24 protein-coding genes are annotated in these 25,759 nt (G+C 67.0%); 9 read left to right on the top strand and 15 right to left on the bottom strand.

All coding sequences use genetic code 11. The annotated features are described in order from the left end of the window. Nucleotides 1–13: 13 nt before the first annotated feature. The 7 genes from pepE to AC1DFU_RS08145 form a co-directional block, all read right to left on the bottom strand. Entirely contained in the window at nucleotides 14–706 is a 693-nt protein-coding gene (pepE, locus tag AC1DFU_RS08175; protein ID WP_441592696.1) for a dipeptidase PepE, read from the bottom strand. 161 nt (nucleotides 707–867) lie between these two features. Beyond that, nucleotides 868–1,716: a phosphodiesterase gene (locus AC1DFU_RS08170; RefSeq protein ID WP_441592695.1), complete on the bottom strand. Its 849-nt coding sequence runs from the start codon at nucleotides 1,714–1,716 to the stop codon at nucleotides 868–870. Next, on the bottom strand, nucleotides 1,713–2,780 hold the full coding sequence (locus AC1DFU_RS08165; RefSeq protein ID WP_092295051.1) for an ABC transporter ATP-binding protein: 1,068 nt from the start codon (nucleotides 2,778–2,780) through the stop codon (nucleotides 1,713–1,715). Before AC1DFU_RS08165 ends, AC1DFU_RS08170 begins: the two co-directional genes overlap by 4 nt. Then, nucleotides 2,773–3,657, bottom strand: a complete 885-nt coding sequence (locus AC1DFU_RS08160; protein ID WP_092295121.1) for an ABC transporter permease — start codon at nucleotides 3,655–3,657, stop codon at nucleotides 2,773–2,775. The genes AC1DFU_RS08165 and AC1DFU_RS08160 overlap by 8 nt, the downstream gene beginning before the upstream one ends. Nucleotides 3,658–3,689: 32 nt before the next feature. Continuing rightward, a complete protein-coding gene (locus AC1DFU_RS08155) occupies nucleotides 3,690–4,508 on the bottom strand; it encodes an ABC transporter permease (protein WP_092295123.1) in 819 nt (272 codons plus the stop codon). Between the two features lie 92 nt (nucleotides 4,509–4,600). Then, complete coding sequence (locus AC1DFU_RS08150; protein WP_441592694.1) at nucleotides 4,601–5,635, bottom strand: ABC transporter substrate-binding protein; 1,035 nt, start codon at nucleotides 5,633–5,635, stop codon at nucleotides 4,601–4,603. A 75-nt stretch (nucleotides 5,636–5,710) separates the two neighbouring features. Then, complete coding sequence (locus AC1DFU_RS08145; RefSeq protein WP_092295125.1) at nucleotides 5,711–6,802, bottom strand: substrate-binding domain-containing protein; 1,092 nt, start codon at nucleotides 6,800–6,802, stop codon at nucleotides 5,711–5,713. Between the two features lie 406 nt (nucleotides 6,803–7,208). On the opposite strand from AC1DFU_RS08145, the gene AC1DFU_RS08140 reads away from it, so the two are divergent. Continuing rightward, nucleotides 7,209–8,057 carry an EAL domain-containing protein gene (locus AC1DFU_RS08140; RefSeq protein ID WP_255370827.1) on the top strand — a complete coding sequence of 283 codons (849 nt, stop codon included), beginning with the start codon at nucleotides 7,209–7,211 and terminating at the stop codon, nucleotides 8,055–8,057. A gap of 12 nt (nucleotides 8,058–8,069) precedes the next feature. Here AC1DFU_RS08140 and AC1DFU_RS08135 read toward each other — a convergent pair whose 3' ends face one another. Further along, nucleotides 8,070–10,625: a penicillin-binding protein 1A gene (locus tag AC1DFU_RS08135; RefSeq protein WP_441592693.1), complete on the bottom strand. Its 2,556-nt coding sequence runs from the start codon at nucleotides 10,623–10,625 to the stop codon at nucleotides 8,070–8,072. A 302-nt stretch (nucleotides 10,626–10,927) separates the two neighbouring features. Here AC1DFU_RS08135 and AC1DFU_RS08130 point away from each other — a divergent pair, with 302 nt between their 5' ends. Then, complete coding sequence (locus AC1DFU_RS08130) at nucleotides 10,928–12,001, top strand: porin (protein WP_092295055.1); 1,074 nt, start codon at nucleotides 10,928–10,930, stop codon at nucleotides 11,999–12,001. Nucleotides 12,002–12,138: 137 nt separating this feature from the next. Here the strand turns inward: AC1DFU_RS08130 and AC1DFU_RS08125 are convergent, their stop codons facing one another. Beyond that, entirely contained in the window at nucleotides 12,139–12,447 is a 309-nt protein-coding gene (locus AC1DFU_RS08125) for a hypothetical protein (protein WP_092295057.1), read from the bottom strand. A 471-nt stretch (nucleotides 12,448–12,918) separates the two neighbouring features. Here AC1DFU_RS08125 and AC1DFU_RS08120 point away from each other — a divergent pair, with 471 nt between their 5' ends. From AC1DFU_RS08120 to AC1DFU_RS08110, 3 genes are all read left to right on the top strand, one after another. Continuing rightward, nucleotides 12,919–13,926 (top strand): M35 family metalloendopeptidase, encoded by a 1,008-nt coding sequence (locus tag AC1DFU_RS08120; RefSeq protein WP_441592692.1) that lies wholly within the window; start codon nucleotides 12,919–12,921, stop codon nucleotides 13,924–13,926. A 12-nt stretch (nucleotides 13,927–13,938) separates the two neighbouring features. Continuing rightward, on the top strand, nucleotides 13,939–14,379 hold the full coding sequence (locus AC1DFU_RS08115) for a hypothetical protein (RefSeq protein WP_144203527.1): 441 nt from the start codon (nucleotides 13,939–13,941) through the stop codon (nucleotides 14,377–14,379). A gap of 110 nt (nucleotides 14,380–14,489) precedes the next feature. Beyond that, nucleotides 14,490–14,930 (top strand): hypothetical protein, encoded by a 441-nt coding sequence (locus AC1DFU_RS08110; RefSeq protein WP_441592691.1) that lies wholly within the window; start codon nucleotides 14,490–14,492, stop codon nucleotides 14,928–14,930. 59 nt (nucleotides 14,931–14,989) lie between these two features. On the opposite strand, the gene AC1DFU_RS08105 is transcribed toward AC1DFU_RS08110, so the two are convergent. Continuing rightward, a complete protein-coding gene (locus AC1DFU_RS08105; RefSeq protein ID WP_441592690.1) occupies nucleotides 14,990–16,474 on the bottom strand; it encodes an alpha/beta hydrolase in 1,485 nt (494 codons plus the stop codon). Nucleotides 16,475–16,706: 232 nt separating this feature from the next. Here AC1DFU_RS08105 and AC1DFU_RS08100 point away from each other — a divergent pair, with 232 nt between their 5' ends. Next, nucleotides 16,707–18,245 (top strand): catalase, encoded by a 1,539-nt coding sequence (locus AC1DFU_RS08100; RefSeq protein WP_092295065.1) that lies wholly within the window; start codon nucleotides 16,707–16,709, stop codon nucleotides 18,243–18,245. A 54-nt stretch (nucleotides 18,246–18,299) separates the two neighbouring features. Here the strand turns inward: AC1DFU_RS08100 and AC1DFU_RS08095 are convergent, their stop codons facing one another. Beyond that, a complete protein-coding gene (locus AC1DFU_RS08095; RefSeq protein ID WP_092295067.1) occupies nucleotides 18,300–18,941 on the bottom strand; it encodes a DUF2459 domain-containing protein in 642 nt (213 codons plus the stop codon). Beyond that, on the bottom strand, nucleotides 18,941–19,534 hold the full coding sequence (locus tag AC1DFU_RS08090; RefSeq protein WP_092295068.1) for a TetR/AcrR family transcriptional regulator: 594 nt from the start codon (nucleotides 19,532–19,534) through the stop codon (nucleotides 18,941–18,943). The genes AC1DFU_RS08095 and AC1DFU_RS08090 overlap by 1 nt, the downstream gene beginning before the upstream one ends. Nucleotides 19,535–19,626: 92 nt before the next feature. Here AC1DFU_RS08090 and AC1DFU_RS08085 point away from each other — a divergent pair, with 92 nt between their 5' ends. Beyond that, a complete protein-coding gene (locus AC1DFU_RS08085; protein ID WP_441592689.1) occupies nucleotides 19,627–20,058 on the top strand; it encodes a VOC family protein in 432 nt (143 codons plus the stop codon). Nucleotides 20,059–20,070: 12 nt separating this feature from the next. Here the strand turns inward: AC1DFU_RS08085 and chrA are convergent, their stop codons facing one another. From chrA to AC1DFU_RS08070, 3 genes are read right to left on the bottom strand one after another with little or no spacing between them, the layout of a single operon-like run. Further along, nucleotides 20,071–21,285, bottom strand: coding sequence for a chromate efflux transporter (gene chrA, locus AC1DFU_RS08080; RefSeq protein ID WP_441592688.1), 1,215 nt, complete (start codon nucleotides 21,283–21,285; stop codon nucleotides 20,071–20,073). Further along, nucleotides 21,282–22,676, bottom strand: a complete 1,395-nt coding sequence (locus tag AC1DFU_RS08075) for an ATP-binding protein (RefSeq protein WP_441592687.1) — start codon at nucleotides 22,674–22,676, stop codon at nucleotides 21,282–21,284. Before AC1DFU_RS08075 ends, chrA begins: the two co-directional genes overlap by 4 nt. Continuing rightward, nucleotides 22,673–23,362: a response regulator gene (locus AC1DFU_RS08070; RefSeq protein WP_092295131.1), complete on the bottom strand. Its 690-nt coding sequence runs from the start codon at nucleotides 23,360–23,362 to the stop codon at nucleotides 22,673–22,675. Before AC1DFU_RS08070 ends, AC1DFU_RS08075 begins: the two co-directional genes overlap by 4 nt. Nucleotides 23,363–23,501: 139 nt before the next feature. Here AC1DFU_RS08070 and AC1DFU_RS08065 point away from each other — a divergent pair, with 139 nt between their 5' ends. Both AC1DFU_RS08065 and AC1DFU_RS08060 read left to right on the top strand, forming a co-directional pair. Continuing rightward, nucleotides 23,502–25,274, top strand: coding sequence for a glycosyltransferase family 39 protein (locus tag AC1DFU_RS08065; protein ID WP_441592686.1), 1,773 nt, complete (start codon nucleotides 23,502–23,504; stop codon nucleotides 25,272–25,274). A gap of 39 nt (nucleotides 25,275–25,313) precedes the next feature. Then, nucleotides 25,314–25,759: bifunctional UDP-4-keto-pentose/UDP-xylose synthase (locus AC1DFU_RS08060; protein ID WP_441592685.1), on the top strand; the 446-nt coding region annotated here is incomplete at its 3' end.

The raw sequence follows: 25,759 nt of genomic DNA, 5'->3' as shown, positions 1-25,759 counted from the left end.
GCCGATTATGAAGTCAAGGCGCTGCCAATGGCCCCGCCGCCACATCCCAAGTCCGATCCCCCAAAAACCACCGCGCCGCATGCGGGCCGTGCAAAGTGTGGCGATTACCCGACACGCGGACCCAGTTGCCTTCGGGCAGGCCGAGGACGGGGGTGTCGGGGGAGAGGGTGGTGAACTCGGCCAGGCGTTGGTCGCGGGTTTCGCCGCGGAAGCCGGGGATCACGAGGTTGTAGTAGTGCGGGTTGAGCTGGAACGGGATCAGGCCGAGGGCGTCGAGGCCGCCCGGGTCTACCACGGGCATGTCGTTAGTTGTGCGGATGCTGGGCGTGGCGAGGTTGGAGCCGGCACTCCAGCCGATATAGCGCGCGGCGCCGGCGCGCACGCGGGCGGCCATCGGGGCCAGCAGCGCCTGCTGGCGCAGTACCTGGAGCAGGCGGAAGGTATTGCCGCCGCCCACCACGATCAGCGTGGCCGCGTTGACTGCCGCCAGCGGGTCCGCCTCGGCGTGCAGGCCGCGCACGGTGATGCCGATGGGCGCCAGCGCCTCGCGGACCTGTTCGGTGTAGGCGTCCCAGTCACGCGTGACGCCGGCGTAGGGGACGAACAGCGCGTCGGTACGGCCATCGGCCAGTTCCGTGATGGCCGCGTGCGCGTGCACGAGGTAGCCGTCGTCGGAGGTGGAATTGCTCAGCAGCAGGAGATCCATGTCGAAGCAGGTCGTCGTGTTCCGTTATGCGGAACCGCGATCCGGAAGTTGGGTAAGCCGACGATGGTACCCAAGGTGGCGGGCGCATGACAACCGCGCCCCGCTCATCTCCTGTTCATCTCCCTATATCTATTAGTGTGTCTTGCGGTTTCCGGGCCGGATCAGTCGATCAGCCGCCCGTTGGCGTCGAAGAACGGGTGCGCCGGGCCGTAGTCCCCGCTGGCGGCGAGGTGGGTCACCAGCCCGTGGGCCGGGTGCCACCAGTGCAGCAGGTAGCCGGGCGGCTCCATGCGGAAGCGGGAGGCGGCCTGCGGATCGAGGTCCAGCGCCACCTGGTGGGCCGGCCCCGGCGCGGTGATGGCGATGGTGCCGCCAAAGCGCCGCGTGATCTGGCGGTGCAGGTGGCCGCAGACCACGCGCTCCACCTGCGGGTGCCGGGCGATCAGGGCCTCCAGCGCGGCGGCGTTGTCGAGCCCCTGCTGGTCCATATGGCCGATGCCGGTGACAAAGGGCGGATGGTGCAGCATCAGCAGCGTCGGCTGGGCCGGCGCGGCGGCCAGCGTGGCATCGAGCCAGGCCAGTCCTTCGGGCGTCACCCGGCCGCCGGGCTGGCCGGGGACGGTGCAGTCGAAGCCGACCAGCCGCAGCGGGCCCGCCGCCATCGCATAGTGGATGGGCGCCTCGCCGTCGCCGTGGTCGAACAGGTAGGCGTGGTCGGGGAACACCTTGCGCAGCGTGGTGCGGTGGTCGTGGTTGCCGGGCAGCAGCCGCACCGGCATCGGCAGCCGTTGCAGGATGTCGCGCAGGAAGCGGTATTCGTCTTCGCTGCCGAAGTCGACCAGATCGCCGGTAATGATGACCATATCGGGGATTTGCGGGGCCGCCAGCAGGGTGTCGATGGCCTGATGGAGCGCGCCGGCCGTATCGACCCGCCGGTAGGACAGCTTGCCGCCGGCCTTGATATGGAGGTCGCTCAGTTGCGCGACGAGATAGGGGGAAGGAGCGGTCATGCAGCGTCGGGAAGGGTGATCAGGTGGGCGGTGTCGATGCGCAGGCCGACGCGCGCGCCAGCCGGCCAGCCGTCGCGGCGCGCGGTATCGACAATCAGCGGCGTGGCGGCGCCCACGTCCACCAGCAGGCGTGTGTGGTTGCCGAGGAACAGCGCGGTGACCACGGTGCCTTCCACATGGGCGCGATCGGCGCTATCAGCGTGCACCAGCGCCACGTCCTCGGGCCGGAACATCAGCCGCGCGGCTGGCGTCGCGGGGGCGTCGCTGGGCGGCCCCATCGGCACGCTGCCGCCTGGCACGCGCCACAGGCCGGCTTCGGCCTGCGCGGGCAGGTGGTTCATGGTGCCGATGAAGTCCGCCACGAAGGCGTTGGCCGGCGCGCGGTAGATCTCCTGCGGCGTGCCGGACTGGGCGATGCGGCCGCGGTCCATGACGATGATGCGGTCGCCCAGCGCCATCGCCTCGGCCTGGTCGTGGGTGACGTAGACCGCGGTGATATGGAGGCTGCGCAGCAGCTGGTTGATGTCCGCGCGCAGGGCGTCGCGCAGCTTGGCGTCCAGCGCGGTCAGCGGTTCATCGAGCAGCAGCACGCGCGGCTGCACGGCGATGGCGCGCGCCAGGGCCACGCGCTGCCGCTGGCCGCCGGAGAGCTGGTCCACGCGGCGGTCGGCGAACGGCTCGAGGTGCATCATCGATAACATATCGCCGACGCGCCGGCGCTGCGTGGCACCATCCACGCGCCGCACGCGCAGGCCATAGCCGATGTTCTCGGCCACGGTCATGTTGGGGAACAGCGCGTAGTTCTGGAACACCATGCCCACGCCGCGCTGCTCGATCGGCTGGTCGGTCACGCGGGTCTCGCCAAACCAGACCTCGCCACCCGCGTCCGGCTGCTCCAGCCCGGCGATGATGCGCAGCGTGGTGGTCTTGCCGCAGCCGGACGGCCCCAACAGCACCACGGTCTCGGCGGCCCCGATGTCGAGGTCAAGCGGTTGCAGGGCCAGCGTGCCATCCGCGAAGGTCTTGGCGCACTGGCGCAGGCGAATCGGGGTGGGCTCATGCATGGCGGGTCTCGGCGGAGGCGGTTACGGGCGTGGCGGCGGGGAGTGGGGCGGTGGCCGGCTCGGCAGGTTCTGATACATGGCGCCGCGCGCGGGCGCCCATGGCGCTGAACGCCTGCATCGCTACCAGCAGCGGAATGATCATCACGAAGAAGACGATGGTGTAGGCGGAGCCGATCTCCAGCCGCATCGACGCATAGCTGTCTGCCAGCCCCACCGGCAGGGTTTGCGTGGTGGGCGTGTGCAGCATCCAGGTCAGGTTGAACTCGCCCACGGACAGCGTGACCACCATCAGCGCCCCGGCCAGGATGCCCTGCCGGCAGTTCGGCAGCACCACGGTGAAGAAGCGCTGCAGCCGCGTGGCGCCCAGGCTGGCGGCGGCGTCTTCCAGTGTGCGGATGTCGATGGCGGACAGGATGGCCAGCACTGCCCGCACCATGAACGGCAGCGTGAACAGCACGTGGCCGATCAGGATGAACACCCAGCTCGTGCGCAGCGCCTGCCAGCCGCCATAGAGCAGGATCAGCCCCAGCGCGGTGGCCAGCCCCGGCACGGCCACGGGCAGCATCAGCAGTTCCTCGATCAGCCGCGTCACGCGGTTGCGGCGCAGCGCCATGTAGTAGGCGGCAGGCACGCCAATCACCAGCGTGCAGGCGAGGCAGGCGAGCGCAATGCCGAGCGAGAGGAAGATGGTGTTGCGATAGAGCGCCCAGACCTCCAGCAGCCAGCGCGTGGTGAGCCCGCTGGAGAGGCCCACGAAGATGTTGTTGGTCAGCCCGGCCAGCACGGACAGCACCACCGGCACGGTCATGAACAGGCAGACGGCCAGCGTGAGCGCCAGTTGCAGCCAGTAGCCGGCGCGGCGGCGCGGTGCGGTCATCGGCGGCTTCTTCATGGCTTTTTTCGCGGTACTCATGCGGTGGCGGCGACGGCGTCGCCCGAGATCCAGCGCGCCACAGCCAGCAGGGCCCAAGTGACCGCGCCGAGCAGCAGCGAGAGCGCAGCGGCCATGCCGAAGTTGGCGTAGTTGGTGAACTCGTTGTAGATGGTCAGCGGCAAGACGTCGAGCTGCGTGGCGAGCGTGAAGGCCGTGCCGAAGGCGCCCATGCTGGTGGCGAAGCAGATCGCCCCGCTGGACAGCATGGCCGGCATCAGCGCGGGCAGCATGACATCCCGCACCACGCGCCACGGGCTGGCGCCGAGCGAGCGCGCGGCTTCCTCGAGCGAGGGGTCGAGCTTCTCCACGGCGGCCATCACGGTCAGGATCACGCGCGGAATCGAGAAATACAGGTAGCCGACGAACAGCCCGGCCAGCCCGTAGGCGAAGGTCCAGCGCTCGCCGACGAGCGCGTCGCCGACCATCGCCAGCAGGCCGTTGCGCCCGCCGAGCATGATGACCATGAAGCCGATCACCACGCCGGGAAAGGCCAGCGGAAAGGTGAGGATGGCCACCAGCACGGGTTTGCCGGGTACGGGGTGGCGCTGGAGGAAGGTGCCGGCGATGCCGGCAATCACCAGCGTGGCCAGCGTGACGGCGGCGGAGAGCGCCACCGTCACCAGCAGGCTATGCAGGTAGCGCGCGCTGGTCAGCACGGTCCAGTAGACGCCCGCGCCCTGCTTGCCGGTGACGCTGACCTCGATCAGGCGCGCCATCGGCAGGCAGAAGAACGCCAGGAAGACCACCAGCGCGGGCAGGGCGAACAGGAACAGCGGGAGAGATCGCTTGGTCATGGCAGTGACGGGGGCGGATTGGTCCAAGATTGGTGTTCTCCCCTCTCCCGCGAGCGGGAGAGGGGAGAACACACGCGGCAAGCTGCAAATGCTTACCGTACTTCCTTCATGTACTGCTCGCTGAACACCTTCTGCGCGGCGGCCATCTTGCCGAAATCGACCGGCTTGGCGCGGGCGTAGTCGGCGGCCGGCAGGAAGCGCGCTTCCACGTCCTTCGGCATCGGCACGTTACGCACCGGGCGCAGGTAGGCGTTGGCCCACAGCGCCTGGCCGGCGTCCGACAGCACGAAGTCCAGCACCTTGCGGCCCTCGGCCGGGTGGGGCGCGTTGTTGACCAGGCTCATCACGTACGGCACCACCAGCGAGCCTTCCTTCGGAATCACGAAGGCCACGTTGGCGCGGTCCTTGTAGCGGGCGCGGTAGGCGTTGAAGTCGTAGTCGAGCAGGATCGGGATTTCGCCGGACAGCACGCGGGCGTAGGCGGTCTGCTTCGGCACGATCGGCTGGTTCTTCTGCAGGTCCTTGAAGAACTTGTAGGCCGGCGCGAAGTTGTCCAGCGAGCCGCCGAGGGCCTGGTTCACGGCCACGGCACCCACATAGCCGACGAAGGCGCTGGACGGGTCCAGGTAGCCGATCAGCCCCTTGTACTCCGGCTTGAGCAGGTCGGCCCACGACTGCGGCACGGGCTTGCCGCGCAGCGCATCGACGTTGACCATGAAGCCCAGCGTGCCCGAGTGGATGGCGAACCAGTTGCCCTGCGGGTCTTTCAGGCCCTCGGGGATGTCGGCCCAGTGGGCCGGCTTGTACGGCTGGGTCACGCCGTCGGCCTTGGCCTGGATGCCGAAGGTCACGCCGAGGTAGGTCACGTCCGCCACCGGGCTGGCGCGCTCTGCCACCAGCTGCGCGAGCGCCTGGCCCGAGTTCTTGTTGTCGAGCGGCACCGTCACGCCGGTCTTTTCCTTGATGGCGCGGATCTGCGCGGCCCAGTCGGCCCATTCGGGCGGGCAGTTGTAGCAGATGGCGGTCTGCGCGGCCGCGCCCTGGCTGAAGGCGACGCCGAAGGCGGTGGCCGCCACGGCAGTGGCCAGCCAGCGCAGCGGGCGGCGCCAGGAAAATTGCGTTGTCATGTCAGGCTCCCGGGTTTGAGATCGATTGGATAAGGACAGCAGGGCGGCAGGCGAAACGGTCAGTCAGGCGATCGGTCAGGATGCAGGCGGCGCGGCCACGGTGCCGGCCACGCGCAGCGCGTGGGGCAGCAGGGTCACGCTCGGGGCGGAGGCGGACAGCGCCTCCGGACGCGTGCCGGCGTGCAGGCGCTTGAGCAGCAGGCGCACGGCGGTGGCGCCGATGTCGGTATTGGGCTGCACCACGGTGGCCAGCGGCGGCTCCACCAGTGCGCCGAGCGCGATGCCGTCGTAGCCGAGCACGGAGACGTCGCGCGGCACGCGCAGGCCCAGGCGCTTGAGATCCGAAATCACGCCGATCGCCAGCAGGTCGTTGGTGCAGAAGAACGCGGTGGGCGCGGTGGCGCCGCCCATCAGCGTGCCAATCCGCTCGCTATGGCTGGCGGTATGGGAGGGCAGGTTCACGGGCGGCAGCGGCGGCAGGCCATGGGCGCGCATCGCATCCTCATAGCCGGCAAACCGTTGGCGGGCGCGGTCGGACGCCATGAACGCGCCCGACACCACCGCGATACGCCGATGGCCCGCAGCGATCAGCGCGTTCACACCCTCGCAGGCGCTGGTGCGGTTGTCCACGGAGACCGAGTGCCGCTGGCCGGCCGGGCTGGCCTGGTTGTAGGCCAGCACGTAGGGCACGCCTTCACTGTCGAGCTGGTCGAGCACGGCGCTCTGCGCGGCGTCCGAGACGGTCAGCACCATGCCGTCCACGCGGTGGCGCAGCAAATATTCCACACGTTCGCGCTCGCGGGCGGAGTCGTAGCCGCTGGTCACCAGCATCAGCGAATAGCCGGTGGCCAGCGAGACTTCCTCGATCCCGGCCCAGCATTCGGCGAACACCGCGTTCTCCAGCGTGGGCAGCATCACGCCCAGGATGCGCGTCTGCTGCGAGCGCAGTTTGGCGCCGAGCAGGTTGGGCCGGAAGGCCAGCCGGCGCGCGGCCTCGTGCACGCGCTGGGCGGTGGTCTCCCGCACCAGCTGCGGATGGCTGAACACGCGCGAGGCCGTGGCCAACGAGACTTCGGCGGCCAGCGCCACGTCCGCCAGCGTCACGCCATTGCCGCGTTCGCCTTCGGTATCGGCAGACAGCAAAACGGAACGGCGGGCGTTGGGCATGGGCAGGTTCGGCGGGTAGTCGGCGAGCAATGAAAACGTTTTCATTGAAGCGCCAAAAAATCAGGCGTCAAGGTATTCCGTCGCTGCGGTGCCGCATTTGCGGCAGGCCCGGCGGGCTTGCGCCTGTTGAATCGGGGTGGATTCTCCGGCCGTTTCATGACGCCGCCATGACAGCACCCATGCGCCTTTCGTCACAAAATTGCCACACAAGATCGGGAATATGCCGGACCGGGCGCATGGACCGCCGCCTTGTCGCGGGTACGGCACCGGTGTGACGCAAAGTGCACGCTGCATGGCATCCCCCCTGCAAGTGGGGGATCAAGTTGCGTCTTGGGCGCGCCGTTAGCCAACAGTGGGAGTGGCTTTTGCCCACAGCACGATCCACAGCCAGTTTGAGTGCAAGCCCTTGTCGCGACCTCTGACGCCTACTATTGCCGATTGCCTCGAACACCAACGCCTGCGGCCTGTCTTCCAGCCGATCGGGTCGCTCGCCAATGGCGAGATCATTGGCTACGAGGCCCTGATCCGCGGTCCCGCCGGGACGCCGCTGGAGAGCCCTGTTGCGCTGTTCGCTGAAGCGGCGCGTCTGGGTTGTCTGGTGCGGCTCGAGCGGCTGGCGTCACGCATCTGTATTGCCGCGTTCATGCGCGCCGGGCTCCCCGGCAAGCTCTTCATCAACTACAGCGCGGATTCGATTCGCGAGGTGGACAGCCATCGCGACGAAGTGCGCGCCTTCCTGAAAACCCACGGCATTACTTCGGACCGCATCGTCATCGAACTGACCGAGCAGGCCCCGCTGGGCTCGCTGGATAGCCTGTCGCGGGCGGTGGAGTCCATCCGTGGGCGCGGCGCCCAGTTCGCGCTGGACGACTACGGCACCGGCCACGCCAGCCTGGGGCAGTGGATCGCCCTGAAACCTGATTACGTGAAGATCGCCCGCGTGGTGGTGGATGGCGTGGCGACGTCGCCGTTCCAGCTGGAGGCGCTGCGCGCCATACGCCGGCTGGCCGATAGCAGCGGCACGGCGCTGGTGGCAGAGGGTATCGAGCAGGAAGCGGATCTGCGCATCTGCCGCGACCTTGGCATCGACTACGCGCAGGGCTACCTGCTGGCACGGCCCACGGCCGAGCCGCCGCTGACGATTTCGGAAGACGCCTTGCGCGTGATCCGTTCCGGCCCGGTGGAGGTGTTGCCGGGCGACAAGGTGTCCGAGCCGGGCACCGACCCAGCCATGCGCCTGCGGTCCGGCGAGTAAGCCCGGCCGTCCTTAGCGGACGGGCGCCGGCGCCATCGACGGGCCCGCAGGGAGCGGGGAGGGTGCGCTGGGTCCGATCGGCGCGCCTGGCGCAGAAGCCATCACCGGTTCTGGCTCCGATGCCGGGATGACCTCGACGACTTCATTGGCATCGAGCGCCATGCCGGGCTCGGCGGCTTCCCCGTGCTCGGTATTTGCCCCGCCTGCCTGACTGTTCCCAGCCATCGCCGCAGAGGCACCAGTTCCCCCCGAACCTCCCGAACCTCCGGATGGCATGGCCTCCGCCTCCGTGGCCGGCAGTACCGGCCGGCGCGGCGACGGGCGCGGGGTGGCCGGCGCCTGATCAGACTTGTTCGAAGCGAACAGCCGCTGGAACCAGCCACGCACCTGCCCCGTGATCGACGTGTACCAGGTCTTCTCGTCCGCCTCCGCAAACCGCGCGCGGCCGTCGATGACCCGCGTGCGTAGCGCGCGCTGGTAGAAATCGCCGACGATGGGCAGCGCGCTATGGGCGCCCTGGCCCCAGTAGTCGCTACGCAGCGTCACGCGGCTGTCGTTGAAGCCCACCCAGGCGCCCGCCACCAATTGCGGGTGCATCAGGATGAACCAGCCGTCGGCGTTGTCCTGCGTGGTGCCGGTCTTGCCGGCCACGTCGGCGCGGATGCCGTAGCGGCTGCGGATGGCGGTGCCGGTGCCGCGGTCGATCACATCGCGCATCACATCGACCAGCGTCTCGGTGGCCGTGGCCGACAGCGCACGCTCGGGTGACGGCTCGCGGAACTGCGCCAGCACATTGCCTTCGCGGTCCTCGATGCGCGTGACCATGGTCGGCGCGATGTACAGGCCGCCGTTGGCGATGGTGCCGTAGGCCGACACCATCTCCTTGAGTGTGACCGGGCTGGTGCCCAGCGCCAGCGACGGTACGGCATCGAGCTTGCTCTCGCGCACGCCCATGGCCCGCGCCAGCCGCGCCACGCGGTCTGGCCCCACGGCCTGCACCAGTTGCGCGGTGATGGTGTTCTTCGAATAGACCAGCCCGTCGCGCAGGCTCAGGGCGCGGCCCGTGGCGGGGGACTCGTCGGTCGGGCGCCAGATCTCGCCGCCGGCCAGTTGCATTTCCACCGGGTTGTCGAACAGCGTTTCCTCGGGGGCGTGGCCGTGCGCGAAGGCTTCGCCATAGACGAAGGGCTTGAACGTGGAGCCCGGCTGGCGGCGCGCCTGGGCCACGTGGTCAAAGGCATCGACCGTGAAGTCCCGGCTGCCGACCCAGGCGCGGATGGCGCCCGTGGACGGGTCCAGCGCCATGAAGCCGGCCTGCACGCGCGTCTTCTGCTGGCGCAGCGCCTGCATGAACGCGCGGTCGGCGAAGAGACGCTTGAGCGCGTCCTCCTCGCTCTGGCCGCTGGCGACGGCGTTGCGGAACTCGGGCGTCTCCCGCACGAAGGCCTGCACCAGCGCCCGGCTTTCCGCCCAGCCCGCGCGCGGCGCCCAGGCCGCGTTGGCAATCGACTGAAGCTGGTTGCCCTGGCGCGTGACCGCCTGGTTGGCCATGGCCTGGAGGCGCGAATCGATGGTCGTACGGACGACCAGCCCATCGGTATAGAGGTTGTAGTCGTTGCGATCGGCCCAGCCGATCAGCCATTTGCGTAGCTGCTGGGCGAAGTGGGCGGCCGGGCCGGGGGCCTCGGTCTGGCGCTCGAAGTCGATCCGCAATGGCCGTTTCCTGAGCGTCTCGAAGCGGCCGGCGTCGAGCTTGCCGCGCTTGACCATCTGCGCCAGCACGATGTTGCGCCGCTCCAGCGCGCGCTCGGGGTTCAGCACCGGGTTGTAGTAGCTGTTGCCCTTGAGCATGCCGATCAGCGTGGCGGCTTCCAGCACGTCGAGCTTGTCGGCGGATTTGTCGAAATAGGTGCGCGCGGCCATCTCGATGCCGAACGCGTTGTACAGGAAGGGCACCGTATTGAGATACGTCTCAAGGATCTCGTCCTTGGAATACAGCGCCTCGATCTTGAACGCGGTGATCGCTTCCTTGAGCTTGCGCGTCATGGTGGGCGCGCGGCCGATGTCCTCGGGATAGCGGTTGCGGGCCAGCTGCTGCGTGATGGTGGAGCCGCCCTGGCGGTCGCCCGAGAAGGTGTGGAACGCGGCGGAGGCGGTGCGGCGCCAGTCCAGCCCGTGGTGCTGGTAGAAGCGGTGGTCCTCGGTGGCGATCAGCGCATCGATGACATTGGGGGAGATGTCCTTGAGCCCGACCCAGTCGCGGTTGGCCCAGCGGTAGACGGCCAGTTCCTTGCCATCGGCGGAGAGTACCTGCGCTGGCTGTTCGGACTTGGCCTTGCGGATGTCGCTGATGCCCGGCGTGAACGGAATCAGGACCAGCAGATAAAGCAGGAACAGCGCCGGGATGGCCGCGAGGCCCAGCAGGACTTCGCGCCGGGTGGGCCGGCGCAGCCGCTGGATTGCCGGTTGCAAGACCGGCAGCCACCGCGATTGCAGGTGGGTGCGCAGTCGAGCCAGCGGAGCGGCAAGCCTTGGCTTGACAGGTCTTCTGATGGGGTCCAGGGGCATGACGCAGACATGTTGCGTCCGCATCACATCCGGTCCGCTCACACGCCAATCTCGAAAGGTGTGAATCCTACCAAAACCCGGGTCGGGAAAACCCGGATTTTGCATGTTTTGCGTGCGCGTATCCCCCGGTAGTGGGGTGTTGCAGTAATGCCTACGACACATTCATTTCATATTGGGTTGTAACAATCCGCCTCGCCCCCCAAAGACCCGCACGGGCATCTGGTCCAGCAAGGCGCCGCCGCGCGCGCGCCGCGACCGGAACGGGGAAGCATCTCAATGTCTTAACAAAACGAGAAACCACAGTGAAGAAAGCTCTATTTGCCCTGGCGGCAGCCGCTACCTGCGCAACGTCCGGCGCAGCCCTCGCCCAGTCCGCATCCAACGTCACGCTGTATGGCATCGTCGACGCCGGCGTAGAAGTGGCGACCCACGTGCCGGGCGGCAATGGTCAGACGGCCGTGCGCATGAACTCGGGCAACCTGTCCGGCTCGCGTTGGGGCCTGCGTGGCGTGGAAGACCTCGGTGGCGGCCTGAAGGGCATCTTCACCCTGGAATCGGGCTTCGATATTGACACCGGCGTGTCCGGCCAGGGCAACCGCCTGTTCGGTCGCCAGGCTTTCGTCGGCCTGCAAGGCAGCTTCGGCGCCGTGACCCTGGGTCGCCAGCAGAACTCGCTGTACGACCTGTTCGGTGCCTATGACCCGATGGGCGTGGGCCCGCGCTACTCGCTGAACAGCGTCGATTCGGGCTTCAACGGCCGCGCCGACAACGCCCTGAAGTACACCGGCAAGTTCGGCGGCCTGACCGCCACGGCCTTCTACAGCACGGGCCGTGACGCCGTGGCTGGCTCGCCGGGCGAACTGCCGGGCGACTACAAGGCTGGCCGCAACGTGGGCGCAGGCGTGGCCTACACCGCCGGCGGCTTCTCGATCGGCACGGCGTATGACCAGTACCAGGGCGCCACGTCGGCTACGTCCGACCGCGCTGCCAAGCGCCTGGCCGTGGGCTCGTCGTACGACTTCGGCGTGGCCAAGGTGTTTGCCGGCTACCGCTGGATGCGCGATGACGGCATCGCTACCGCAGCCACGGCAGCGACCCGCAGCAACGTCTACTGGCTCGGCGGCCTGTACCGCGTGACGCCGGCCCTGTCGCTGACCGGCGCCGCGTACTACACCGATGCCAACGACAGCGGCAACGATCCGTGGATGTTTGTCCTGTCGGCCGACTACTCGTTCTCGAAGCGTACGGACGCTTACCTGAACGTTGGCTACGTGCGCAACAAGGGCACGTCCAACCTGGGCCTGAGCGGTGTTGGCACGGCTGTGGCCGGCCAGAACCAGACCGGCGCAGTCGTCGGCGTGCGTCATCGCTTCTAAGCACCACGCTTGAGCGAGAGCCGGCAGGCGAGGCCTTTCCCCTCGTCCTGCCGGAAAGCACAACGCCCCTTACCCGGCTTGGCGGGAAGGGGCGTTCTGCTTTTTGTGTTCGGTATTGGGGGCGGCGCGGAAATGGATCAGATGGGACGGGCGTGGCTCGCGTCCTCGGCGCGCAGGCGCTCCAGCGCCTTGGTCAACATCGCACCCTCTTCGGCTTCAGCGGTGTGGCACAGCGTGTTGATGGCCTGATGCAACTGCGTCTTGTCGTGCGGCGACAGCATGTCGGCGGCTTCCATGGCCTCCAGCTCCTTGCCAACGCGCTTGGCAAGCTTACGCACGAATTCCGGGTCGAGCTGCCCCTGGCTGGCACCATGGGCAAGGTGATAGACGAGGGCAGCTAGGCCCTCTGGTGTCGTTTCCGTCACGGCAATGGGATGGCGTTTCATGGCAACTCCGAGTTAAGGGCCGTTTCATTCTAACGATGGATCAGGTCGCGTAGTTTTCGAAATTTGTGTCAGCAGAGGCTGGATGTGCGTGATGCTGCCCCACTGCGACTTATTACGGAAATATTGCGTGCGCAGAATGTCATCTTGTCGCGTCCGCTGTATATATCGCACTGAATAATGCGACCGGAGGGGTTGCCACGGGCCCGACAAAACACCGCCTGACCGATATCCACGACAAGCCATAGAGCTACGGGATGGGTCGGGTGGATTGCCAAGCAAGCGGGGAATCGGAGCCGTCCTAAGGACGGCTCTATTTGTTTGTGCGCCGGCACATTTCCATTGCAGTCCCACGACGATTCGGAAGCCGCGGCGGGAAACTCCCCGCACGCCGCGCGAATTCAGAGAACTGCTATAGACCGCCTCAATCGCGTCACGTGATGCTGTGTGCTCTTACCATGAATGGAAGAGGACATGATGCGAAACGACAAGCGGCACATGCTGGATGGGGCGAGCCGCACCGGCACTGGTGGCTGGCTGATCGCCACCAGCGATTCTACAAACATGGGCAAACGCCTTGGCCTGGAAGGGGACCACGCCACGTGCCCCGCCTGCAAGGTCGGCGGCCCGGTCTACAACGACTGCGATCCACGCTGGACCGACATGGGGAAATCCGTGCTGGTGGAAGGCGCGCGCGTGTATTGCCAATGCAAGGAAAAGCCGCGGGTGTTTGCATCGCAGTTCACGATGTCCACGGAGGTTGTCAGCGGCAATGTGAAGGGCGCGGCGGCGGGCGCCGATTCGAAAATGCCGTACACCCATAACAATTTGGCGGGCCGTACAACCACGCCTGACGCAGCGAGTCTTGCCGCGTACGAGGCGGATCCGACGATGATTTGTCCCAATATGACCAACGCGGAATTCTATGCGGCGGTCATGCGGGTACGGGATATTGCCGTCGCACACATGGAGGCGCGTTTGATGGAACTGGCGCGCTGGAGCGAGTCGGATAAGGATAAGGTACGCATCTGGTTTGCGAATGCCACGCCGGACATTCGCAAACGCTTGCGTGAGGGAATCACGAGAATTCGGAAAATCTCTCTATCGCTTACCGAGAAAAATTTCGAGCGCTTTAGTGAGGAAGCGGTGCGGCGCGTTGGCTGTGTGCCCGCCGCCGGGAAAGGCGCTGAACCGGCATGGGCGAGCGTCTGTAAGCCCGATAAGACGTTTGCGATATTCATTGGCACCACGTTTTGTTATTTGCATGAGGAAAAGAGGAATTATCAAGGAATAATCGAAAATGTCAGCAGTATGACCACGGTTTTTATTCATGAGGTTTCCCATTTTCCCGCTGCAATGGACACGGTAGATCGCTATTCTGGCATCAAGGCGGCCCGGCTGCTGGCGAAGCTCCGCAATAGATTCGTCATTGAAAATGCCGATAACATCGCTGCATATGTCGCCGACGTTCCGAACTGGTAATGGAGGGGGACGATGAAATCCTTGAGTCGCCTTACAGTTGCATTAATTCTCGCCGCCATAACATTTAATGCCGGCGCCTGCCATATGCTCGAAGTGGAGCACACCGTGTACTTCGAAAATGGCGCTACAGCTGTGGGAGTCCACCAGATCAAGAAATTTGCCGAATGGCGAGTTGGCACCCGCAAGAAATTCTATTCTGGCTTCGATGTCTACCTTTTGGGATTCGAAGGGCGCGGCATTACCGGTGAAATGGCGAAGAAGCGGATCTCAGAGGTTCAGAGGCTGTTATTGAACTCCGGCCTGCCTCAGGATGCGCTGAAAGAGGTGGAAATACGGCCGTGGTATACCGCATCAATAACCGATGGGCCAGATGTGGTGCGTATCGACGCCCTTGCTCACTGCCCCAACTACTGTTGCAGCCTCGAACCACTCCCCGACAACGTCGTCCGCTGATTCAATCCAACACGACAAACAGAGCCATCTCCCGACGGCTCTTCGAGCGGTTCAGCCGAGAAAATCTGGTGGCCGTCGGCTATGTTCCCGCACGGCTCCGGAGACCACAAATGGAAACCCTGACGTGCCTCGCAGTGATCGCAACGTTCACGCTCACAAGCTTTGGTTCCCACACCTGCAGTCTGTCGGCAGCCACGCACGAAGTGAAGTTTCTTCCCGGTTCGACGACGCTCTCGACCACGGAGGTCAAGCGGTTTGCGGATTGGCGGATCCAGACGCGAAAGTATTTTCCCTCGGGGTTCGACGCAATAATAATCGTCGCGTGGGAGGGCTATGGGGTTACCCGTAAAACGGCCGAAACGAGAGTGGAACACGTGCAGCGACTGCTGAAGAACTCGGGTATGCCGGATAGCGCGTTGGCTGAACCTCCGCAGATCCGCCACACGGACATGAGGGGAGCCGACGACCAAATGCTCCACACAGTCGAGATTGCTGTCGCGGCACGGTGCCCCAATTACTGCTGTCCAGCTTCCGACCATATCGCCAGATAATCCACGCTAGTTGACAAACAGAGCCGTCTCCCGACGGCTCTGTTTTCATTTCCAGCCCGCTACGGCAAACAAGGCGCCGCCATCGCCGCCCCCTGCCGCAGGGCCTTGTTGGTGTCTGAGTCGTCCGCCCCCAGCGTGTTGTCGGTGAACTTGCAGCCGTAGTTGGCGTTGGCCACCACCGATGGCGTCAGCACGTCGTCGCCGGTGGGAGGGGTGCCGGTTTGCTCCCAGGCCACCATGTCGTCGAACGCGCGCACTTGCTCGGCCACGGTGAAATCGCAGTGGCTGATGCCCCGGATCGCACGCTGGACCAGCCATTTCGCCGTGCCGTTGGTGTCCGCGCGGCGCTTGTAGATCTGCTCCATGCTGAAGGGCACGTACATGTCGCCCAGCGTGTGCAGCGTCAGCACCGGCACGCTGATCTGCGCGGCCGTTTTCGGGATCCAGCGCAGGCCGTCGCGGCGCAGGCGGTTGGCGTCGGCCACCGGCTTCACGCGGAAGATCGAGGTGTTGATCGCCTGCTCCTCGGGCGTCAGCGCCGCGTCGTCATCCATCTGGAAGGTCAGGCCGGTGGTGTCCACCACGTTCTGCGTCAGCACGCCGTTGACCGTGCCATCCTGGCCGAAGGTGCTCCAGACCGCGTCCTGCAGGCTCTTGGAGGCGGGGCTGCCGCTGAAGCCGATGGCGAACATCGGCCGCTCGCCGCCGGTCAGGTTCTTGACGATCTGGCGGAGTTTCTCGCCCTGGCCCGTGTTGGTGACCGGGTAGGTGGTGAACAGCGCCGCCTGCACCGAGGTCACGATCTGCGCCCAGTTGCTCACGGGCCAGGACGTGGCCGGCACGTTGGCCAGCAGTTGGGCGGCGGTCTGGTAGCCGCCGAAGTAGTTGAACAGCTCGGTGTCGCCCACCACGCCGCACATCGGCACCGCGCCGTGGTACGTGACCTTGTGGTTGGCCGTGGCGATCGTCTCGGCTTCCACGGCCGCCGCGCTGACATGGCCGCCCATCGAATGGCCGATGATGTACACGCGCGTCGGCGCGGCCAGCGTGCGGCCGTTCTGTTTGGCGATGTTGACGAAGGCCAGCGCGAGCGCGTTCGTGTCTTCCACACCGGCCCGCACGTCATAGTAATTCGTTGAATAACTGGACGCGGCCCAGGCATAGCCGGCTTCCAGCAGGTGACGGCGGATGCTTGGCGGATTGACGTCGAGCGCGTTGCCGGTGCCGGCGTAGCCATGCGCATACATCACGAGCTTGCCGTTCCAGGCCGCAGGTACCTCGACCATGTAGCCGGCCTTGCCGAGCACGCCGGACCAGCGGTCGGCGGCGGGTGCGCCCGCCATCGGCGTGAATTTCTGCGTCACGGCGGCGGTGTCGATGGTGAACGTGCGGGTGTCCTGCGGTCGCGCGTCCTCGGGCTGCACGGTGGGCGGCGGGGTTTCGGCGACAGGCGGAGCAGGTGGTGGATCGTCACTACCGCCGCATCCCGACAAGAGGAGGCCGGCCACGACGAACAGGGCTGCCTGCGAAACAGCTCGATGCATGATGTCTCCTTGGAATTCGTTTTTATTCGATAGGTGAAGCCGCGTCACTGTAGCGCTGGCGCACGCGGCATCCAACATCTCAAACGGGTGTAAGAAATGGTGCGGCGCATCGATTGATGCAATGCATCAGGGTCATTGAACATCACAATTGGCGCCGTGGCAGGCGGGCCAAATAAGATGGCGCGGCGCCCCCTCACTTGCCTGTTTTCAGGCATTTCCGAGGACCCACAAAATGGCTCGATTCAGACGATTCGCACTCAGACCCGTCGCTTACGGCCTTGCTGCCCTGTTTTCCCTCTCCGCCGGTGCCCAGACCATGACGCGCGACAACGGCGCGCCCATCGGCGACAACCAGAACTCCCAGACCGCCGGCCCGAACGGTCCCACGCTGCTGCAGGACGTCCACCTGATCGAGAAGCTCCAGCGCTTCCATCGGGAGCGGATTCCCGAGCGCGTGGTGCACGCACGCGGCACTGCAGCACAGGGAGAATTTGTGTCCGAAGGCGATTTTTCGGACCTGACTACCGCCAAGGTGTTCGCCGGGGCTGGCAAGCGCACGCCGGTCACGGTGCGGTTCTCGACGGTGATCCACGGCAAGGGATCGCCCGAGACCGTGCGCGATCCGCGCGGCTTCGCCACCAAGTTCTACACGGACGAGGGCAACTGGGACCTGGTGGGCAACCACACGCCCATCTTCTTTATCCGTGACGCGATCAAGTTCCCGGACATGGTTCACTCGCTGAAGCCGTCGCCCGTGACCAACCTGCAGGACCCGAACCGTTTCTTCGACTTCTTCAGCAGCGTGCCGGAGAGCACCCATATGCTGACGCAGCTCTATTCGGACCTCGGCATCCCGGCGTCGTACCGGATGATGCAGGGCAACAGCGTGCACGCGTACAAGCTGATCAACGCCAAGGGCGAGGTGCACTACGCCAAGTTCCAGTGGCGTCCGCGCCAGGGCGAGAAATATCTCACCCGGGCAGAGGCCGCGAAGATCCAGGGCGCCGACTTCAACAACCTCACCAGCGATCTGTTCGGCGCCATCCAGCGGGGCGATTTCCCGAAATGGGACTTCTACGTGCAGCTGATGAAGCCCGAGGATCTCGGCAAATATCGATTCGATCCACTTGATTCGACCAAGGTCTGGCCCGACGTGCCGTTCCGCAAGCTCGGCACCATGACGCTGAATACCGTGCCGGAGAATTTCTTCGAGACCTCGGAGATGTCGGCCTTCGCGCCGTCGAACCTTGTGCCGGGCATTGAGCCGTCCGAAGACCGCATGCTGCAGGGCCGGCTGTTCTCGTACTACGACGCGCAGACGTACCGGCTCGGCGCCAACAAGCAGAAGCTGCCGGTCAACCGTCCGCGCGTGGCGGTCCGCAACTACAACAGCGACGGGCATGGCGATATCGGCGGCACGACGGGCGATATCAACTACCAGCCGTCGCGGATGGCCGGGGCGTATTCCGACAATCCGCACTATCGCTTTGCACGCACGCCGCTGGCGGGCACGACCCAGCAGGCGCCGATCGCTCGCACGGACAACTTCACGCAAGCCGGCGACTACTATCGCAAGTTGTCCAAATCGGGGCAGGAGAACCTGATCGGCAACCTGGCGGCCGACCTCGGCGTGGTGAAGCATGCGGAAGTGAAGCAGATCATGCTGAGCCACTTCTACAAGGCCGATGCCGACTATGGCCAGCGGCTGACCAAGGCGGTCAGCGGCGATCTTGCCGATGTGCAACGACGCGCCGCGCTGCTGAAGGACTGATGGCGTGACGCCACGCCGTTAGGAGAACGGCGGGCGGCGGCCCCGCTAGCTGTCTCAGGGCGCCTCCGGGGCCGCCGCCGCAATCTCGCGCACCTGCCGCATCACCCCTTCGGCAAACAGCACCGGCCCGCGCACCGGCACGCCGGCCGTGCGCAGGGCGTGCGCGGTCCACGTATTGCAGGTGTAGAAGCCCGCGTAGGTGGCCGTGGCCGCGAAATACAGGCCGCCTTCGTAGGGACCATCCCCGAGGCCGATGGGCTTGTCCGACGCGTCCGTCTGCACCGCATCGCCAAGAAACTCGCGCAATTGCGAGATGCCGGCTTCGTCGAGCGCGAGCCGCACCACGTTACCGGCGCCGTAGGCCGCCGCTGGGGTATCCCGCAGGATCGTCAGCAGGATGGCGCCTTCTCCGGGGAACAGCGCCGAGATCAGCGTCATCGGGCCGCGCTCGCGGCTCAGCAGGTATTGACGATCCCCAAATCCAAAACAAAGAAAACGCGAGCCGGCGTAGCCCACGGTCAGCCGCAGCAGACGCGCATCGGCGTCCTCGGTGCGGATGCAGAGTTCGGTGTGCCAGTCGCCTTCCACGACGTCGATGGTGGTGACCGGCGTGACCGGGGCGGCAGCAGGCGTGGCGTTGCAGCCTGCCAGCGTGGCGGCCATTGCGCTGCCGACGAGCCACCGCCACGCGCGCATCACGATGGCGCCACTGTCCGTTCGATCATGCCGATCATCGCCGCGCGGAATGCGTTGGCGTCCGCGCCGGATGCGATGGCCAGCGCGGTGCGGTCGAAGGCGGCCGAGAGCAGGGCGGCCAGCGCATCGATCGGCGTGCCGCCGGGCAGCCCGTGGCCGACCGCCATCGCCAGACCCTCGCGCAGCGTGCGGCCCGCGTGGGCGGCATCGAGCGCGAACATCGCTTCGGTGCCGAGCACGGCCGGTCCGTCGATCAGCAACAGCCGGGTGCGGCCCGGCACCGTCATGGCGGCCAGATAGGCCTCGCTGCCGGCGATCAATGCCGCGCGCACCGGCAGCGCGTCCGGCGCGGCCAGCTCGATCTCCCCGGCCACGGCGCGCGCCTCCTCCTCCAGGATGGCGCGGAACAGGTCCTGCTTGTCCGCGAAATGGTGATAGAGCGCGCCGCGCGTGATGTCTGCCGCCGCCACAATCTCGGGCGTGGAAGTGGCCGCATAGCCCTTTTCGACAAACAGCTTGCGCGCGGCGGATAGCAGGGCAGCGCGCGTCGCTTCTGTCCGTTCCTGGTTCGAACGGGTCTTTTTACTTTGCATACATACAGCCTGTATGTTATAAATTCTGGAAAGATACAGGCTGTATGTTATGCGATCCGCGCCCGGCCGGCGCGCCACAACGGAGACTTGCGATGAAAACCACGAGTTACTACCCGGTGATCATGACCACGAACGTGGCGGAGACGGTGGCGTTCTACACGCAGCACGTGGATTTCCGCCCGCTGTTCGAGAGCGACTGGTACGTGCACCTGCAGTCCAACGCCGACGCGCGCACGAACCTCGCCATTCTCGATTGCACGCATGAGACGATTCCCACCCCGGCGCGCGGCCAGCGGGCGGCGGGGCTGCTGCTCAATTTCGAAGTGGAGGATGTGGACGCGGTGCACGCCCGCATGCAGGCGGCGGGGTTGCCGATCCTGCTGTCGTTGCGCGACGAAGCGTTCGGCCAGCGCCATTTCATTACCGTGGACCCCAGCGGCGTGATGCTGGACATCATCCAGCCCATTCCGCCGAGCCCCGAGTTCGCGGCGATGTACGACGCCAGCGCATTGCTGCCGGGCTAATACCTCGACACTTCAGCCCCCGAGCGCCCAGCCCGCCGCCGCGCAGGCCAGCACCACGCCCCACGGCGGCAGCCGCCACGCGGCCAAGGCCACCAGTGCCAGCAGCGCGAGCGCGAAGTCCGCCGGGGCGTGGATCGCGCTGGTCCAGACCGGCGAGTACAGCGCCGCCACCAGCAGGCCGACCACGGCGGCGTTCACCCCGGCCAGCGCCGCCTGCGTGCCGGCGTTGCGGCGCAGCCGCTCCCAGAACGGCAGCGCGCCAAAGACCAGCAGGAACGATGGCGCGAAGATCGCCACGAGGCAGAGCATGCCGCCCGCCCATCCTGAGGGGGCCGTTTGCATCGCGCCGCCGAGGAAGGCGGCGAACGTGAACAGCGGGCCCGGCACGGCCTGCGCGGCGCCATAGCCGGCCAGGAAGGTGTCGTTGTCGACCCAGCCCGTAGGCACCACGGCCGCCTGGAGCAGCGGCAGCACCACGTGGCCGCCGCCGAACACCAGCGCGCCGGCCCGGTAGAAGGCATCGAACATTGCCAACGGCTGGCTCGGAAACAGCCGATGGGCCAGCGGCAGTGCCACCAGCAATACGACGAACGCCAGCAGGAAGGCCGCGCCGGCACGCTGGCCGATGGGCACCGGCAGCGCCGCGTGCGGCTGCGCCTGCGCGGGCCGGAACCAGCGCGCGCCGGCCAGCCCCGCCGCCAGCATCACGGCCACCTGGCACCACGGCGACGGCACGACGATGACCGCCGTCGCCGCCAGCGCCATCACGCTCAGACGCGGCGCGTCCGGGCAGAGCGAACGCGCCATGCCCCACACGGCCTGCGCCACCACGGCCACCGCCGCCACCTTCAGGCCGTGCAGCAGGCCTTCCGGCACATGGTTGCCGGTGGCCGACAGCCCCATCGCCAGCACGATCAGCGCGATGGCCGATGGCATGGTGAAGCCCAGCCATGCCGCCAGCGCGCCCCGGTAGCCGGCCCGGGACAGCCCGATCACCATGCCGACCTGGCTGCTGGCCGGCCCGGGCAGGAACTGGCAGAGCGCGACGATATCGGAATAGGCTTGCTCGCTGAACCAGCGCCGCCGCGTGACGAAGGCCTCCCGGAAATAGCCGAGATGCGCCACCGGGCCGCCGAACGACGTCAGCCCCAGCCGTAGGAAGATCAGGAAGACCGCCCAGGCGTTGCCGCGGGCGTCTGTGTGTTCGAGGTCTGGCACGGCACTCATGGCGATTGGGGGGGCGGCGTCTGGCCCTCGGCGGGGCGGATGGTGGCGAGCAGCCCGGTGCGGCCGCTGCTGGCGAGGTTATCGAAAGTTAATGACAGGCCGTGCAGCGTGGCCACGCGCCGGGCGATGGAGATGCCCAGCCCGTTGCCCTGTTCACGCTGCCCGACGCCCCGGAAGAAGCGGTCGCCCAGGCGCGGCAGCAGGCCGGGCGCCACGCCGGGGCCGTGGTCGGACACCGTGATCGCGTCTGGGGCGAAGGCCAGCGTCACCAGCGTGCCGGCGGGGCTGTATCGGATGGCGTTGTCCATCAGGTTGCGGAGCATGATGCCGAGCAGTGCCGGATCGCCGCACACCGGCAGGGGCGGGTGGATGGCCGCCGGCCACGTGACCTCCATGTCCACCTGGCGACGCTCGGACARCGTCAGGCAATCGGACAGCACCTGCTGGACGATCTCGCGCCAGTCCACCGCCGCGCGCACCGGCTGCGTGTCCTCGTCCTCGAGCCGGCTCATGGTCAGCAGTTGGGACACCAGATGGCTCAGCCGGTCGATGCCGGCCTCCACGTTCGCAGAGGCCTGCGCGCGTTCCTCGGGATCGTTCGACTGGCGCGCCACGTCCCACTGCGCCTTGAGCGCGGCCAGCGGGGTGCGCATCTCGTGTGCGGCATCGGCGGTGAGCTGGCGTTCGTGCTCGATCAGCGCCGAGACGCGGTGGAGCAGGGTGTTCATCGCGCCGACCAACGGCGCCAGTTCCGGCGGCACATCGGCCAATTCCAACGGCGCGGGGTCGCCGGGGGCGCGCGCGGCGATGGCAGTGGAGAGCGCGCGCAGCGGCCGCAGCGTGGCGCGCACGGCCCACACCACCAGCGCCATCAGCAGCGGCACGCCCAGCACCCACGGCAGCACCTGGGCCTGGAGGTAGGACACCACCAGTTCCTCGCGCTCGGCCTGGATCTGTCCGACGCAGACGCGCCAGCCTTCCACCGGATCGTCGAGGTAGTAAAGCCGCCACGGCACACCGTCGATGGAGACGTTGGTGAAGCCCTTCACACGCGGCGCGCGGGGCAGGCGGTCGCCGTCCGGATCGATATGCAGCGGCTCGCCGCCGGGCCGCCACGCGGCGATGGCGAGGTCGCCCAGGCCCGCGTCACCCATGTCGCCCAGATCGGCATCGCCGGGCAGGGGACCGTTCTGGGGCGGCGGCTGCGGCACCGCGCCCACATTGATCAGCGGCAGCACGGCCTGCATCTGCTGGGCCATGCGCACCATGGCGGTGTCGTACAGCTCGTTGATCTCCTCCTGTGTGCTGAGGTAGATCAACACGCTGGTGAGGCTCCAGGCGAGGGCCACCCCCACCAGCACGGCCAGGATCAGGCGCCGCTGCAGGGTCATGCGTCGTCTCCGGGGCTGGCGATGGCTTCCGGCGTGCCGAGCGTGTAGCCGGCGCCGCGCAGGGTGCGGACGATGCCGGGGTGGATCTTGCGGCGCAAATGATGGATGTGGACCTCGAGCGTGTTGCTCTCCGAACCCTGTTCCCAGGCGTAGAGCTTTTCGCGCAGGAATTCGCGCGTCAGCACGCGGCTCGGGTGCGCCAGGAGCACCTCGAGCAGCATGGCCTCGCGGGCAGTCAGGTCCACGGGCTGGCCCTGCCACGTAGCTTGTCGGGCAGCCGGCTGGTAGGCCAGCGCGCCGTGGTGCCAGACCGGCTCGGGCATGCCCGCGCTGCGTCGCGTGACGGCGCGCAGCCGGGCGGCGAGTTCGTCGAGATCGACGGGCTTGATCAGGTAGTCGTCGGCGCCGGCATCGAGGCCGCCGATGCGGCTGGACACCGCATCCCGCGCGGTCAGCATCAGCACCGGCGTCTGGCAGCCCTGCTGGCGCCAGCGGGCGAGCAGGGCCACGCCGTCGTCGTCGGGCAGGCCGAGGTCGAGCACCACGGCGTCGTATTGCATGTTGGCGATGGCGCGATCCGCCTCCGCGCCGGTGGTGAACCAGTCCACGGCATGCCCCTTGAGCTTCAGCCCGCGTTGCAGGCCGTCGCCGAGCATGGGGTCGTCTTCAACGATAAGGATTCTCATCTTGGGTGCGAAAAAGGGCGCATACGGCACGGGGAACGGCGTGAAGCGTAGCACCGCGCGGGCGGCGTCGCACGCTTAATGTGGGATTAAGGTTGCTCTCCTAACCTGCGCGCTCGTCTCACCCAGTCCCCCCGCGCGCATGCCGCAATCGCAGTCTCATCCGCAGTCCCCCTCCCTGTCCACTCAGCAGCCCGCCGTCACCCCGGCCCGTCCGCTGGAGGGCTGGCGCCTGGGCGCCTGGTCGCCAGCCATGGCCTGGGCCGCTGCGTTCATCGCCGTGGCGTTGCTGGTCTGGTTCGGCACGCTCGGCATGCGGCACCTGCTGGGGCCGGACGAGGGCCGCTACGGCGAAATCTCGCGCGAGATGCTGGCTACCGGCGACTGGGTCACCATCCGCTACAACGCGCTGAAGTACTTCGAGAAGCCGCCGTTCCATATGTGGGTCACGGCGCTGACGTACGCGCTGTGGGGCGTGGGCGAATGGCAGGCGCGGCTTTGCGTGGCGCTGGCCGGGCTGGCGGGCATCGTCATGTCGATGCTGGCCACGTGGCGCTGGTTCGGCATCCGCGCGGCGGCCTTTGCGGGGCTGGCCCTGCTGGCGGCGCCGATGTGGAGCGTCGCGGCGCATTTCAACACCCTCGACATGACGCTGGCCGGCGTGATGGCCTGCGTGCTCGCCTGCATGCTGCTGGCGCAGCATCCCGCCGCTTCGGCCAGCGCGCGGCGCGGCTGGATGCTCGCCTGCTGGGCGGCGATGGGCGCCGCCGTGCTGACCAAGGGGCTGGTGGGCGTAGCGCTGCCGGGGCTGGTCCTCGTTATCTATATAGGCATCACGCGCGACTGGCGCTTGTGGCGTCGGCTGCACGTATTCACCGGCATGCTGGTGCTGCTGGCCGTGGCCGTGCCGTGGTTCTGGCTCGTATCGGTGCGGAACCCGGAATTCCTGCATTTCTTCTTTATCCACGAACACTGGCAGCGCTATACCTCGGGCGTCCACTCGCGGCCGGGGCCGATCTGGTACTTCCTGCCACTGGTGGTGGGCGGCTTCCTGCCGTGGGTGGGACTGTTCCCGCGCCTGTGGCGTGCCATCGGTACGCCGCCGGTCGATGAGCCGGATGATGCGGCGGAGCGCTTCCGCCCGGCGCTGCTGGCGGGCATCTGGGCCATCGCCATTTTCGTGTTCTTCAGCCTGTCGCGTTCGAAGCTGCCGGGCTACATCGTGCCCGTGATCCCGGCGATGGGCATCCTGGCCGGCGTGGCGCTGGACCGCCTCGACGTGCGCGCCTGGCGGCGCCAGCTCGGCGGCATGGCCATCGTGGCCGCGTGCGGCCTGCTGGTCAGCCCGGTGGTGGCCACGCTCAACGCCAACCATACGCCGAACGCCTTCTATCGCGCCTATGCGATCTGGGCAGCGGCGGCGTTCGTGGTGATGCTGCTGGGCATTGCCGCCGCGCGCTGGCTCCTGCGGCGCGGCGTGCTGCCCAGCGTGGCCGTGTATGCGCTCGGCATGTACCTGGGCTTCACGGTGGCGCTGGTCGGCCATGAAACCGTGGGCGGCCCGGCGTCCGGCGCGGACATCGCCCCGCTGGTCCAGCAGAAGCTCACCCCGGGCATGCCGTTCTATGGCGTGAAGATGCTCGATCACACCCTGCCGTTCTACGTCCAGCACCCGCTGACCATGGTGGCGGAGGCGGACGAACTGTCCTTCGGCACCGAGGTGGAGCCGGAGCGCTGGCTGCCCGATATGGCCGCGTTCGCCAAGGTCTGGCGCAACGGCCAGCCCGCCATGGCCGTGATGTCGCCGGAGAACTATCTGGCGCTGTCGCCCACGCTGCCGCTGTACGTGGTGGCGCGCGACTGGCGCCGGGTGGTGGTGACCAACGTGCCCACCCCGAGCCCGACGTCGCGCTGACCGGCTTTCCTGCTTACCTTTCTGTTCCTGTCTGAAACCATGCATCCCAAGCGAGTCCTGATTCTTGGCGTCAACGGCTTTATCGGCCATCACCTCACGCGCCGCATCCTCGAGACCACCAACTGGGAGGTCTACGGCATGGACATGGCCTCCGACCGCCTCGGCGATCTCGTGAACCATCCGCGCCTGCACTTCTCCGAAGGTGACATCACCATCAACAAGGAGTGGATCGAGTACAACATCCGCAAGTGCGACGTGGTGCTGCCGCTGGTGGCCATCGCCACCCCGGCCACCTACGTGCGTCACCCGCTGCGCGTGTTCGAGCTCGATTTCGAAGCCAACCTGCCGATGGTCCGCGCGGCCGTGAAGTACAAGAAGCACCTGGTGTTCCCGTCGACCTCCGAGGTCTACGGCATGTGCGCCGACGATGAGTTCGACCCGGAAGCGTCCCCGCTGGTCTACGGCCCGATCAACAAGCCGCGCTG

The organism is Cupriavidus sp. 10L45, assembly GCF_056395225.1.
This window is presented reverse-complemented; position numbering and strand designations above follow the sequence as displayed.